Genomic DNA, 13,355 nt, shown 5'->3' on the forward strand with positions numbered 1-13,355 from the left:
CCCGACGCTTGCTCCATCGGCAAAAGCACAGCATGTTCTCACCCTTTTCCGCTGTCCGCATACGCTGTAGTACAAAGGCGTTAGGCTTTTGTCCAGTGGAGGTGGGATGATTGGGGATCACTCTAATTTCACTTCATTATGCGTACCTGCTGTTCATTTTGCTGATTATCGGATTCATGGTGATGCGCCGGGATACGACGATCGTCTGCATTGCCGGCATTGTGCTGATCGGGCTGCTCTCGACGGGATCGCTTCACGCTTCGGTCGGCGGCGTATTCAACAGCTTTATTTATGCCATGAAAGAGCTGCTCGGCACGATCCTGATCATTTGTATCGTCGTGGCGATGAGCAAGGTGCTGGAACAGAGCGGCGTAGGCGAGACCATGATCTCGCCGTTTGCCCGATTCATCCGGACCCCGGCGCTTGCTTTCTGGGTCATTGGCATTCTCATGATGGCGATGTCGTTCTTTTTCTGGCCGTCCCCGGCCGTTGCGCTGGTAGGCGCGGTCCTGCTGCCGGTCGCACTAAGGGTAGGCCTGCCAGCAATCGGCGCAGCAATGGCGATGAACCTGTTCGGCCACGGCATCGCGCTGTCCGGCGACTATGTCATCCAGGGCGCACCGAAGCTGACGGCCGATGCGGCAGGTATCCCCGTTGCGGCCGTCATGGAAGCCAGCGTGCCACTCGTCATTGTCATGGGCGCCGTGACGACAATCGCCGCCTTCTGGATGCTGCGCCGCGAGATGCGGCAGGGACGGCTTCCGTCGAGCATCGGCAGCGCAGCGACGGCTTACGAGGCAGAAGTCGGCAAAACGGAGGCCAAAGCAGCCCTGCTGCCGCGCGCGGGCCGGGTCGCGCTATCTTGGGTCATAGCGATGCTGTTCGCCGCCGATGTGGCCGCCATGTTCGCGTTCAAGCTGCAAGGCGGCGATGCCACTGCGCTTGTCGGCGGAACCGCGCTGCTTGCGATGCTTCTCGTCTCGCTGCTGACGCACCGGGGGCAAGGGCTGGAACGGGCGACCGGCTATTTGATCGACGGCTTCTTGTTCGGCTTTAAGGTATTCGGACCGGTCATTCCGATAGCCGCGTTCTTTTACCTTGGCGACTCGGCACTTACGGACATTTTCGGCAGCGTGCTGCCCGAAGGCTCGCACGGTCTCGTCAACGATCTCGGCTATGCGCTCGCCCATGCGGTGCCGCTTAATCAGGCGATCGGCGCGGTCACGCTGACGACCGTCGGCGCCATTACCGGTCTTGACGGCTCCGGCTTCTCCGGCATTTCGCTGGCCGGCTCGATCGCCCGTCTATTCGCCGCCGCGATCGGCTCGGGGGTTGCCACGCTGACCGCACTCGGGCAGATTGCCGCGATTTGGGTCGGCGGAGGCACCCTTGTGCCGTGGGCGCTTATCCCGGCGGCTGCCATCTGCGGCGTCGATCCGTTCGAACTGGCGCGGCGCAATTTGAAGCCCGTCGTCGCGGGGCTGATCGTTACGGCGATTGCCGCGATATTTTTAGAGTGATACGGGCGTTGGAAAGAACATTTGTACAGAACTTCCGGTCGCTCAGCTCCGCTAGGGTCCGTGCTTTGGTTCAAGCTCTCCCCCTCAGGTTAAGAAGAGTTACGTTTTCTTAACGGGAGGGTTTACTATGCTCAAAAAAAGCTATTACGTTTCCGTCGGTACAGGTACGATCGAGGATGCGCAAACGCTTGCGGATCTTGGAAACTACTCCTATGAATATGCGGTGGAAGCCACCGATCAGGAAATTCGGGAGCTGCGGCGGCTGATGGGCAGTTACGAGGCTGAAACGGAAAAGACGTTCGCCCGCGCGGGAGTGCCCTATAAATCGGCGGACCATGACGAGGCGACGGATGAGTACAACTCCCAAGTACGGGAGCTGTACACTATGATCTATCGGCTGGGGACGCCCGAAACGCGCGGACATATCGAAAAGATGCGGATCATAGAGAAACTGGGCAACTCGGATTACAGGCAGCCGGGCTACGGAAGACATAACGCCGAGGAAGCCATTGACGTGAACGATAGAGGGCAGGTCGGCCCGAAGTAGAATATTAAGCCAATCTTCGCTGTAAAAAAAGAAACAAGCTCTTCCATTTTTCCGGTCAAGTTTGGGCGTCCGTCTCATATACTTGGTTAGGACTATGGACATTAGCATAGTACATATGCTTCCTACCAAGCCAAAAGGGAGAGGGTTCCATGAGTTATGAGGAAATTCCTTACGTCGATTCGCATGGTCAGTTCGAGACACCAGACGATGGCGCAAACCAGGAAAGACATCCCGACGAACGCGGGGGCTCTGGTGCGTATGGAGGCACCCCGGGAACGGGCTATCGGGGCTTACTAGGCGGTATTCCTGGCGCCGGTGGATATCCGGGCTGGCCGGGGGGCGCTCCAGGCGCAGGGTACCAAACCTGGCCGGGGTACGCTCCGGGCGCGGGGTATCCATCCTGGCAGGGGGGTGCTCCGGGTGCGGGGTACCCAACCTGGCCAGGGTACGCTCCGGGTGCGGGGTACCAAACTTGGCCAGGATACGCTCCGGGCGCGGGGTATCCATCCCGGCCTGACGGATACGCTCCGGGCGCGGGGTATCCATCCCAGCCCGACGGATACGCTCCGGGCGCGGGGTACCAAACCTGGCCGGGATACGCTCCAGGCGCGGGCTATCAAACCTGGCCGGGGGCCGCTCCGGGTGCGGGGTATCCAACTTGGCCGGGGGCCGCTCCGGGCGCGGGGTATCCAACTTGGCCGGGGGGCGCTCCGGGCGCAGGGTATCCAACCTGGCCAGGCGGTTATCAAGGGCAGAGGGTACCGACTCAGACCAGATAGTGCTTCCGGTGCAAGGTATCACGCTTGGCGGCGGACGTTTCCTGCAGGCTAAGGCGACCGCCGCCGTTATATTCCCGATCGCTGATGCAGCCTACTGTTCTAACTTTATTTAAGTCCATGCGCCGTTGCAGGGGATTTTTCACATGTTGGCCGATCGATCCGTCGAAGATCCAAGCGCTTCTTTTCCTAGTTTGATTTATCCTGCTCCTCCTTCTTCCAAGGCGGATCGGCCAATTCGTGCAGCTTGCGGTTGATCCGGTAAATGGTGTATGGGATCGCCCAAGATAAAAATGCGCACAGCCAAATCGAGCCCGCCGGCGTATATTCCTTTATGAGTTGAATCATGCAATCGCCTCCTATCGGTTCGAACGGTCTACGGTTCCGGTCCGGCGAATAATGACACGGGGCTCCACTTGGATTTCGCATTGCGTAAAGTAACGCTTCCCTTTTTCCCAATCATCGCCGATCTGTTTCCATACTTTGTAATGATTCTGCTGCAAGTTGGCGCCAAGACCCATCGCATCCGCCTGAAAATCGCGCTGCAGCTTGCGAATCGCCGCCTTCGTCATCCGGACGATCTCCCGCTCCGCCGCCTGCTCGACCCTATCCACCGATTTTCTTTTCAATAAATCGAGTGACTGCGCGTAGCTTTCGCCTATGGAGCCCTCCGCTTCGATGCGAATTTGAAAACGGATATGCTGCGGATCGCTGACGTCGGCGGCGATGGTTCTCTTCTTCATCGTGAGATCGCATACGACCAGCTTATTTTTCACTTCGGCTTTCACATTTCCGGTCCGAAATTTCCCGGTGAGCAGGTTCAGGCCTTCCGTCTCTTCCGGCCCAAGCGCCCCGGCCATCTGCGAGTTTTCTCCCCGGATTACGGCCGCCCCTTCGAGCTTCACCTCGTGCCTGTCCTCTGCGCTCATCATCCGCTGAACGACAAAGCTTCGTTGACCGAGCAAATGCTCATGAATGTCCCCCAGCTTCGTTTCCGGCAAAATACTGGCGTTCCTTACGCTATTCTCCGAAACGGAATTGATGTACATGACCGGCAGCTTCTCGTTGCTGGGCTCGACATTCAATATGTTCCGGGCTTTGCCTGCCGTGACGAATACCTTGGCGCTGCGTCGCATCTCGGGCTCACGCAGGAAAAAATCCAGCACGCGGGCGAATTCATGGTCGTTCCTCGCCACCTGATCCGAGATTGCAATCACTTTTAAATGCTCGTAATACGGATAGCGGCTCGCACGTCCCGCAAGCTGCTTGTCAATATCGAACAACGCGTCTCCCTCCGACGTCAGGTTCAGATAAGCCTGACCCGAGGCGGTACTTTTCGAACCGCCGGCGCTCTGCAGCTTGCCCGGTACGACGAATTGATACGTTACCGAATATCGCGCCTTGCCTCGGGATCTCTTCTCCCCCTCAGCTTTTCGCTGTTCCGCCTTTTGGGACGTTTTTGGAACATCTATCGCAACACCGATCACAAAGCCGCGCTCGTCGATTTCAACACGATCCCAGCACCCCGCCGTCAGCACCAGAAGAACCAACGCCAACAGAACGGTAACCGGCGTTTTAAGCACTGCCCGACACCCCCCTAAGCTTGGCAATCACAAGCAGCAGCGAGGGGATCAAAATACCGGCAAAAAAATCGACATAGCTAAACAACCGCCCGTAGGCGGAGAGCTGCGTTAAATCTTTCGGCAAATAACCGGCCAGATAAATGAACGGAGCCAAGGCGAAAGCTACCGTCCGTTTGCTTGACCGGCGAAAAAACGTGCCTGCGATCCAAATGCAAATGTCAAGCGTCATCGCAGCGGAATTAAAGATCGTCATCAGCCAAATCGTAAAAAAAAACGACTCGAACCGTTCGAGAATCGCCCCGGGCACCTCAATTTCTTTGGCCAGCTCCACCGTCGGATACTGCAGCTCCGCCGTAGCCTTGGCCGAGAAGACGCCTATCGTCACGATGAACAAGACCGTGTAAAGGATAAGCGGTATGGACATGCCGATGACGGCGGCCTTGACCGTATCCTTAGGCCGGTTCATTAAAGCGGCATAAAAAACGACGCATTCAAAACCCAAAAATGAAAACAAGCTTGTCTCGATGCCCCCGCCCATTTTCCTCCAGTCGCTGATCCCTGCGGGCTTCAACTGCTCGAATTCGAAAAAAACGGCGTTCATCACAAGCACCAGCACAAAAACGACGATGACGAACGGAAGAAACAGCAAATTCAGACGCACGATCCCAACCCGCGGCCCGGACGCCGCGTAAATGACAACCAGAAAAAAAATAAGGCCGATGACTTCGACCGGCGTACGTGTAAATAAATACTCTTTAGCGACTTCCGCCGCCCCCCGTACCTCATAGCTGGAGAACATGGCAAACGCGATGAAGAAGAATACGGATAAGACGACAGCCAGCGGTCTCCCGACAATGCGGGGCGCAAACTCGGTGAACGGCTGCTTGGGAAAGCGAATCGCCAGCTTCGCCAAAACCAACGTGAACATCATGCAGAGTAGGCCGGCAATCAGAATGGCGATCCAGCCGTCCGACGAGGGCACTGCCTTAGCGATGCCGCGCGGCAGCGTCAATACGCCGAGGCCGAGAATCATCGAAGCGACGGAAAACAGCAGCTCCGTACCATTAATCTCATCATCGCTGTATTCGAACCTTCTCACGTGAAGTCCTCCGTTTCCGTCAGGTTGTCTTCCTGCTTTTTTATTCCTGCCCCTTCGATCCACCCTTTTTGTTCATCCGCACCTTGTCCAGCGTCTGCATGAGCTGCGGCCGTTTTTCGAGCACCGTAACCGGCGCGCGCAGAATCAGATCCTTCCAATCGTTCCAAAAGAACGGTGCGAACGGTGCGGTAAACGGAATGCCAAAGCTCTTGAGGTTCACGATATGGATGTTGATCATGATATACACGAGCACGATCCCGTACAAGCCGAACATGGACGCGGCCAGCATGATCAGAAACCGCAGCATGCGAAGCGAGATCGCAAACGAATAGGATGGCAGCGAAAACGAACAAATGGCCGTTATGGCAACGACGATAACCATGATCGGGCTAACGATACCCGCCGCTACTGCCGCTTCCCCGATCACAAGCCCGCCGACGATGCCGATCGTTTGTCCGATAGGCTTGGGCAGCCGGATGCCCGCTTCGCGCAGCACTTCCAGCGTCACTTCCATCAGCATCGCCTCGACAACGGCCGGAAACGGCACGCCTTCGCGTGAGCCTGCGATCGAAAAAGCAAGCTTGGACGGGATCATGCCTTGATGATATTCGACGAGCGCAATATACAGCGCAGGAAGAAACGTCGCCAAAAAAGCGGAAACCGTCCGTAAAAGCCGCATCAACGAAGAAATGAGCCAATGATGATAATAGTCTTCCGGCGATTGAAACATGGTGCCGATGGTGACCGGCATAATCAACGTAAACGGCGAACCGTCGACCAATAGAGCAACCTTTCCTTGCAGAAGCGCCGAAGCCGTTTTATCCGGGCGTTCCGTGCTATGAATCAGCGGAAACGGGGTAAGAAAGCTGTCCATCATCCACTGTTCGATATAGCCGGAGCCTTCCGCCTCATCCATGTCGATGGTTTCCAATCGCCGCTTCGCTTCCGCGATCAGATCGGGATGTGCGATGCCGTCGATATAAGCAAAAATGACTTCCTTCCTCGATCTGCGGCCGATGCGGTAGGAGAGGTAGCGCAGATGAGGGTCGCGGAGCCGACGGCGCACCAATGCCGTATTGGTCCGCAAATTTTCCGTGAAACCGTCCCTCGGCCCCCGAATAAGCGCCTCCGTTTGGGGCTCCTCCACCGGTCGTTCCTGCCAACGCTGGCTGCAGATCAGCAGCGCGTCGGACGTACCGTCCACCAAAAGCGCCGCAAGCCCGGATAATATGCTCAGCATCGTTTGGTCCAGAGAATCGACCCGATCGATGCTGTTTACCGATAGGATCTCTTTGTGCAGCAGGTCAAGCAAGGCGCTGCCTTCGGCGGGGGCCGTGTGGGTTTCTAACCATCTTCCAGTTAAAAGCACCCGGAGCACCTCTTCGTCCAACAGATCGGCATTAATCAAGCCGTCGATGGAAATTAAAGAGCAGAGATGCTTGTGCGGCCCGATCCTGAATTCGCGGATGATCAGGTCGTTGGGAGAACCCAATAGCTCTTTGATCATGGATACGTTGTGCTTGACCGATTCCGTTAAACGGGCTACCGGTTCTTGCGGAGTCTCGCCAGCTGTCTGCTGCTTCCGAAGCCGCTGGCGGAACAAAAATCGCAGCATGGCAGTTCCTCCTCCCCTCCTCGATCCGAACACTGCTATGTAGCAGATTATTCCTGAAATCCCTGCATTTTATGCACAAAAAGCCCCGCCGTATCACGCTGGCAAGCGCGCGACAGACGGGGCGGACTTATTTGGCTGGGGGAAAAGAAGGAGGCTCGATACGCTCGATAACCCATCTGGCGCTCTCGTCACTGCGTTTCAAGTGAAAGGTAAGCTTCTGCTTTTTCGGCCGACGGCCGACCTCATGGACCGTCACATCGACGGGCAGCTCCAATCCAAGCTGGCCGCTCGTATCCTGTTCACGGAACGGATGGATTCGACGGATGGCCTTTATCTTGTCTATGCCGCTTATGTATTGCTCCAGCTGAGGGTTCGCCGTATCGCCGAAAGCGTACCTTAGCAGCTGCGGGTCTTGTTGATTGATCGCGATCAGGAAGCTGTCCGTCACGGCATAAGGCGAAGCAAGCCTGAAGCCTTCCTCCAGGCGTCCGGCCGCTTTATATACCATCCATTGATGATCGGGGTCGACACTTTTGGAGCGATGGGTGGTGCTCCCGAGAAAATGAACGCAAAAATGCCCTGAAAATCCGTTGCCGGGAATGCCGTCCCCGCCATGCGGCATGCCGTGCATCGAAGCGGCAAACGACCTCCCGTCCTTTTCGACCAATACCGCTCTCCGCTTCCAGCTCCATGCGCCTTTGTAGATCTCTTTCATTACCGCAGTATCCGCTTTGGTCAGCGGCTGCATATCCGCATGGCTGCTGCCGGCGCGGCGCTGCGCTTGAAAGGCGAGGCCCGTCTCCAAGTCGACGATCCGGCATACCGCTTTCATGGCAACCGTCTTGCGCGCTTCCTCCCACGAAGCCAATTGGCCGTAGTGGGCGGTACGGACTGCTTCGGCATAGCCGTGAAGCCGATCTTTAAGGACCTGCGGCAGCTCCAGCGATTGCCTATGCTGCGTATCATACCAGTTCCCATGCGCGTCGATCGCATACCGGACCGCCGCCCCCTGCTTCTCTAGTACCGCATACACATCCGTAAGCGGAACCTGCTGCACAGGCCGTACTTTATCCGGCAGCAGCTTCTTGAGCAGCTTGGGCGATCGGACCGTCAGCTCGCTGCGCATAGCCGATTCGGGCGAAGTCTGTACGACGAAGGTGAGCTTGGCCGGAGCGGCAGGCGCCCCTGCGCGGACGGGCAGCGACCCAAGACCGATGCAGACCGCAGTCGCCGCCAAGATCAGAACCCCTTTTTTCATACGTTTCCTCCGTACCTTCAAGGATATGACATTAGCTTGCCGGTTCGATGGCATTTTCACACAAGGAAAAAGGTAGAAGCGGAAGAACGTTATAATCCTCACCGGACAGGCCATCCTAAAATCTAACATTTGCGTTCAGGAGGGATCGGTCATTCGTAAGATCATTACGGCTACACTGGCGGCTGCCGCCGTAGGCCTGCTTATGGTTCAGACTTCCTCCGTTACGGCGGAGGACGCGCCCCGCAAAGGAAGGGCCTACTACGAACAACGAGGCGAAGTCATCTGGGAAGTGCCGACGGCGGAAAAAGTCATTGCGCTTACGTTCGACGACGGCCCCGATCCGGACGATACCGCGCAAATTCTCGATCTTCTCAAGCTCTACGAGGCGAAAGCAACGTTTTTCCTTGTCGGCAATAAGGTAGAGAGGTTCCCGGAGCTGGTGAAGCGCGAGGCGGAGGAAGGCCACGAGTTGGCCAATCATACGTACAGCCATACGTATTTTAAACGAAACGGATCCGTTGCCAAGGTGAAAGAAGATATACGGCGCGCAGAGGACCTCATCTATGCAGCCTCCGGGCAAAAATGCCGCCTGTTCCGGCCGCCAGGGGGATTCTATAACGAGAAGCTGATCCAAATGGCAAAGAGTGAAGGATACATGGTCGTGATGTGGTCTTGGCATCATGATACGAGGGACTGGAGTACCCCCGGAGTTGACAAAATCGTCAACAAGGTTCTCGGCAATGCGCGCAACGGGGATATCGTGCTCTTCCACGATTATGTTGAAGGGAAAGGCCAAACCGCCGATGCGCTCAAAGAAATTTTACCCGAGCTGAAGAAGCGCGGATTTCGTTTCGTTACCGTATCGGAGCTGCTGACCTACGGCAAAACGAACCCCGTAAAAAAGTTGCGCACCCCGGACATCCATCCATAACCAGATGCCTTCCCTTTCCATACAATACAGTGATCTGTACTTTCGGAAGAGGAAGGAGCAGTGCGGTGAATTATTTGGATATGCTGACCCGCTTGGGCGTCGGAAGCGCGCACCCCGGCGGCTTCTCCGCCACCATGTCCCAGCTTTCCCGGTTTCCGCTGCCCGCGGGAAGCCGCGTGCTGGAGGTCGGATGCGGAACGGGAAGAACGTCCTGCTATCTGGCAAAGCAAGGGTTTGACATTACAGGGCTCGATCTTCGTCCCGAGATGCTGGCCAAAGCGAAGCTCCGGGCCGAAGCCGAGCAGCTTGACGTGAGGTTCGTGGAAGGAGATATCACGGCGCTGCCGTTCGAAGCCGCGACCTTCGACATCGTGCTGGCGGAATCAGTTACGAATTTTGCCGACATCGGGCGGGCGTTGGCCGAATACGGCCGGGTGCTCCGGCCCGGCGGTACTCTTTATGACCGGGAAGTGATCGCGACGCCCTCGATCACGGAAGAGGCTTACCGGGAGGTCACCGGCTTTTTTCAGTTGAACGCTCTGCTCACGGAGCAAAAGTGGATCGAGCTGCTTCAGGCGTCCGGTTTCGCCGAAATCACCATTTGCGACCGCTCCGCCTTTGTCGAGCACATCACGGACGACCAAATTGCCTACCCCGATATGAATCAAGTTATGGATCCGGGAACCGTGCTCGATGCATCCGTCTGGCGAACGTCGCTTGCGCACGACGATCTGATTGCGGCAAATCACGATTACTTGGAGCACGCCCTGTTCGTTGCCCGAAAATGACGAAAGTCCCGGCGAAAAGAAGCAACATCAGGCCGGCTTAAGCATATATTGAACTATCTTAATTAAGTCGAGCGTGATGTCTGCCATGAGCCTGTCGGGCCTCGAAGCCGCACAGCGGTTTGTGACTATGCGGTTTCCGCAAAGCGAAGCGGCCATTCTGGCCGGAAGCGTCGTCCAAGGCGGTGCGACGCCGGGGTCGGACCTGGACCTCGTTCTATTCGACGAATCCCAATTTGGGCCATTCCGAAAGACGTACCGGGCTTTCGGATGGATCATCGAAGCGTTCGTATTGAATAGGGATACGTACCGCTACTTTTTCGACCAGGCCGTGGATTCGGCCATCCCCTCTCTGCTGCGGATGTGCTCGGAAGGTATTGTGCTCCACGGTCACGAGCACATCGCGTCCATCATCGAGGAAGCCAGACGCGATCTGGATGCCGGTCCCCCGGCCTGGTCCATCCAAGAGCTGGACCGGGCACGGTATGAAATCGGCGAGACGCTGACGGACCTGGAATGCACCGCCTCGCGAGCGGAAGGCTTGTTCATAACGGCGAAGCTCGCCGGGATGCTCGCCGAATTCGCGCTGCGGACCGGCGGCTTCTGGATCGGAGACGGGAAGTGGCTGCAGCGCAGCCTTAAGCAGTCGGACCCGGCCTTGGCGGAAGAGCTGTACGAAGCGCTGGAAGCCTACTACCGGCTGGATCGCACCGAGCCCCTTTCCGCTTTCGTGCAAAAGCTGCTGGAGCCGTTCGGAGGCTTTCTTGTTGAAGGATATGCCGAAGGCGATGATCCGGGCGAAGAAGAAACCGGGCCGTAACGCAAAAACAAAGTGCTTCGTACGCATAACCTGCGGCACGGAAGCACTTTGTTTACGTTCCCTATTTTCCTATGTTAATGTCCGGCTCTTGGGGGATGCTCTTCATACGCCGGGCTCTCCTTGGGGCGAGCCTTGACAGGCAAACGGATTTCGATCTTCGTTCCTTGTCCCTCTTCGCTGGCAATCGACATCGTGCCGTCATGATTCTCAATAATTTTCATGCTCACCATCATGCCAAGCCCGGTTCCCTGCTCCTTCGTCGTGTAGAAAGGCTGACCGATGCTCGCCAGCTTCTCCGCCGGGATGCCGCAGCCTTGATCGATGACCCGTACGGCGATCTGCCTTCCCCCGGCCTCCGCAGCCACTTGCAGGGTCAGCTTTCCCCCATTCGGCATCGCTTCGACCGCATTTTTCAACAGGTTGATAAACACTTGCTTGAGCTGGTTCTCGTCGCACTCCAGAAGAGGCAAGTCCTCCTCATATTCGGTAACGACCTCGATATTGTTCATAATCGCCTGCGCGTCGATAAGCGTAGCGACATGTCCGATCAGAGGGCGGATGTCCTGCGGGCGAATTTGCGCCTCCTTCGGTTTGGACAGCACCAGCATCTCGCCGATGATCTCCTCGATCCGGTTAATTTCGGAGGCGATGATATCGAAATAATACGGCTTGTCCGAAGCGTTCGATTTCAGCAGTTGAATGAAGCCCTTGATCGCCGTCAGCGGATTGCGGATCTCGTGAGCGATACCTGCGGCAAGTTGGCCTACAAGCGACAGCTTTTCGGAATGCTCCAGCAGCTCCCGCGCTTTTTCGGCATCGGTAATATCCCTTACCATCACCCGGCTCGCGAACCGTCCTTCGAACCAGGTCGGAAACGAAAACACCTCCACATCGATCGGCCGTCCGCCGACCGTCATGAGCTTTTGCTTCATGGGAGCCAGAGATTGACCGCCCTCCAACATACGAATCCGGTTGAGCACGATCGCGTGATAATCAGGGTGAAGAAAATCGTAAACCGACCGGCCGAGCAGTTCCTCCGGAGCGGATGCCTCAAGCAGCTTGACCGCCGTATCGTTGGCATAAACCCACCGGTCCGCTTGATGGATAAATACCGCTACGGGAAGCTCCTCCACCAGCGACCTGTATTTTTCTTCGCTATGGAACAGCTTTTCCTGCGCCTGCATTCGCTCCGATATATCCCGCGCCACGGCGACAATGTTGCAAACCTCACCGTGCTGGTCCCGAATAAATTTAATGGAGCTCTCGTACCAAATGTAATGACCCTGTTTATGGCGCTTTCGGAGCATATGCCGGTTCTCGTCCGAACGGGCCGAGGCGACGGAATCGAAGACACGCTTATAATCCTCGGGATGAACCAGCGTTTGTCCCAAAACGCCGATCAATTCCTGCGGATCGTATCCAAGCTGCGTACACACGGCCGGAGAAATATACTGGACGCTGCCGTTCGGCGAACAAAGCGTAATAATGTCCTGACTGTGGGACGATATCAGCTCGTACTGCCTCTGGCTTTCACACAAATGCTCCCAAAGCTTTTTTTGTTCGGTAACGTTTTTGCTGATGCCCTGCAGCGCCGTGATCCGACCGTTCTCGACAAAAGGAATGACCGTCACATCAAGGTTCAGGTACTGCCCCCGCCGGTCGATCCCGACAATGTCAAAACGCTGGGGTGCCCCTTGGGCCACCAGCGTCAAGCAGTCGCGAACCTTGCTATGCTCCGAGGTGTCGATCATTGTGCGGTAATGAAGCCGCATCTGTGCGATTTCCTCCCGCGTATAGCCTGCAAGCTTCTCGAACGCGGGATTCACATCCACGTAATAACCGTCCAAATCCAATACAAACAACGGATCGGGATGATCGTCAAACAATGAACGGTAACGCTGTTCGTACGGCTGCCAGCGTACGGGATCGCAAGCCGCGATATATGCAATATAGAACGTAAGCGCTTCATTTTGTTCGTACGAGCAGCGTGTCACGGTTACTCTTACCGGTACGGCGTCCCCTTCCCGCTGAAGGAAGCGAAGAGATATTTCGCGGGGACTGTCATCCTGGACATTGTGCGTCAATTCCTGCCAAAACTCGGCCCAAACGACGCCATCGTCCGGATGGCAAAGCTGGGCTATCGAACGCTCTTTCAAATTCGGCTCCGTCTCATCCAAGAGCCGGTACAACGCCGGATTGGCCGCAAGACAGCGGCCGCCGGCAGAAACGAGAGCTATCGCATTTGGACTATACTGAAAGGTTCGGTAAAAAAGAGCATGTGAAGTGAGGTCCAAGTCCACGTCAAAGTTCATGCGTGCCTCCTGTTTCGAGCCTACAGTTATCAGAAATGATCGATCATCGAAAGGCATCCGGACATAGCGGGCTGCCATGTCCTATTAGTTAACATTCTATGGAAAAGTA

The 13,355-nt window shown here is 56.3% G+C and carries 12 protein-coding genes; 6 read left to right on the forward strand and 6 right to left on the reverse strand.

The window, feature by feature from the left end:
• The first annotated feature begins 110 nt into the window (after positions 1-110).
• The 3 genes from PEL01S_RS10885 to PEL01S_RS10895 all read left to right on the forward strand — a co-directional run bounded on the left by PEL01S_RS10885 (position 111) and on the right by PEL01S_RS10895 (position 2,846).
• Positions 111-1,520, forward strand: a complete 1,410-nt coding sequence (locus PEL01S_RS10885) for a hypothetical protein (protein WP_127460315.1) — start codon at positions 111-113, stop codon at positions 1,518-1,520.
• A gap of 127 nt (positions 1,521-1,647) precedes the next feature.
• Positions 1,648-2,067, forward strand: coding sequence for a hypothetical protein (locus PEL01S_RS10890; RefSeq protein ID WP_127460316.1), 420 nt, complete (start codon positions 1,648-1,650; stop codon positions 2,065-2,067).
• Positions 2,068-2,216: 149 nt separating this feature from the next.
• Complete coding sequence (locus PEL01S_RS10895) at positions 2,217-2,846, forward strand: chromosomal replication initiator protein DnaA (protein WP_127460317.1); 630 nt, start codon at positions 2,217-2,219, stop codon at positions 2,844-2,846.
• 186 nt (positions 2,847-3,032) lie between these two features.
• Here the strand turns inward: PEL01S_RS10895 and PEL01S_RS34455 are convergent, their stop codons facing one another.
• The 5 genes from PEL01S_RS34455 to PEL01S_RS10915 form a co-directional block, all read right to left on the reverse strand.
• Positions 3,033-3,191 (reverse strand): hypothetical protein, encoded by a 159-nt coding sequence (locus PEL01S_RS34455; protein WP_164824271.1) that lies wholly within the window; start codon positions 3,189-3,191, stop codon positions 3,033-3,035.
• 11 nt (positions 3,192-3,202) lie between these two features.
• Positions 3,203-4,426 carry a Ger(x)C family spore germination protein gene (locus tag PEL01S_RS10900; protein ID WP_163768001.1) on the reverse strand — a complete coding sequence of 408 codons (1,224 nt, stop codon included), beginning with the start codon at positions 4,424-4,426 and terminating at the stop codon, positions 3,203-3,205.
• Positions 4,419-5,525, reverse strand: coding sequence for a GerAB/ArcD/ProY family transporter (locus PEL01S_RS10905; RefSeq protein WP_127460319.1), 1,107 nt, complete (start codon positions 5,523-5,525; stop codon positions 4,419-4,421). The genes PEL01S_RS10900 and PEL01S_RS10905 overlap by 8 nt, the downstream gene beginning before the upstream one ends.
• Before the next feature lie 40 nt (positions 5,526-5,565).
• Complete coding sequence (locus tag PEL01S_RS10910; protein WP_127460320.1) at positions 5,566-7,140, reverse strand: spore germination protein; 1,575 nt, start codon at positions 7,138-7,140, stop codon at positions 5,566-5,568.
• 127 nt (positions 7,141-7,267) lie between these two features.
• The gene (locus tag PEL01S_RS10915) at positions 7,268-8,398 is read right to left on the reverse strand and encodes a hypothetical protein (protein ID WP_127460321.1); all 1,131 of its coding nucleotides are present in this window, start codon (positions 8,396-8,398) and stop codon (positions 7,268-7,270) included.
• Between the two features lie 202 nt (positions 8,399-8,600).
• Between PEL01S_RS10915 and PEL01S_RS10920 the strand changes: the two genes are divergently transcribed.
• The 3 genes from PEL01S_RS10920 to PEL01S_RS10930 all read left to right on the forward strand — a co-directional run bounded on the left by PEL01S_RS10920 (position 8,601) and on the right by PEL01S_RS10930 (position 10,934).
• Positions 8,601-9,329 carry a polysaccharide deacetylase family protein gene (locus PEL01S_RS10920; RefSeq protein WP_082866888.1) on the forward strand — a complete coding sequence of 243 codons (729 nt, stop codon included), beginning with the start codon at positions 8,601-8,603 and terminating at the stop codon, positions 9,327-9,329.
• A 65-nt stretch (positions 9,330-9,394) separates the two neighbouring features.
• Complete coding sequence (locus tag PEL01S_RS10925) at positions 9,395-10,117, forward strand: class I SAM-dependent methyltransferase (protein ID WP_127460322.1); 723 nt, start codon at positions 9,395-9,397, stop codon at positions 10,115-10,117.
• Positions 10,118-10,202: 85 nt separating this feature from the next.
• Positions 10,203-10,934: a nucleotidyltransferase domain-containing protein gene (locus tag PEL01S_RS10930; protein ID WP_063180132.1), complete on the forward strand. Its 732-nt coding sequence runs from the start codon at positions 10,203-10,205 to the stop codon at positions 10,932-10,934.
• A gap of 74 nt (positions 10,935-11,008) precedes the next feature.
• Here PEL01S_RS10930 and PEL01S_RS10935 read toward each other — a convergent pair whose 3' ends face one another.
• A complete protein-coding gene (locus PEL01S_RS10935; RefSeq protein ID WP_163768004.1) occupies positions 11,009-13,246 on the reverse strand; it encodes a PAS domain-containing sensor histidine kinase in 2,238 nt (745 codons plus the stop codon).
• Positions 13,247-13,355: the final 109 nt, after the last annotated feature.

This window comes from Paenibacillus elgii NBRC 100335 (assembly GCF_004000865.1).
Taxonomy (GTDB): domain Bacteria; phylum Bacillota; class Bacilli; order Paenibacillales; family NBRC-103111; genus Paenibacillus_G; species Paenibacillus_G elgii.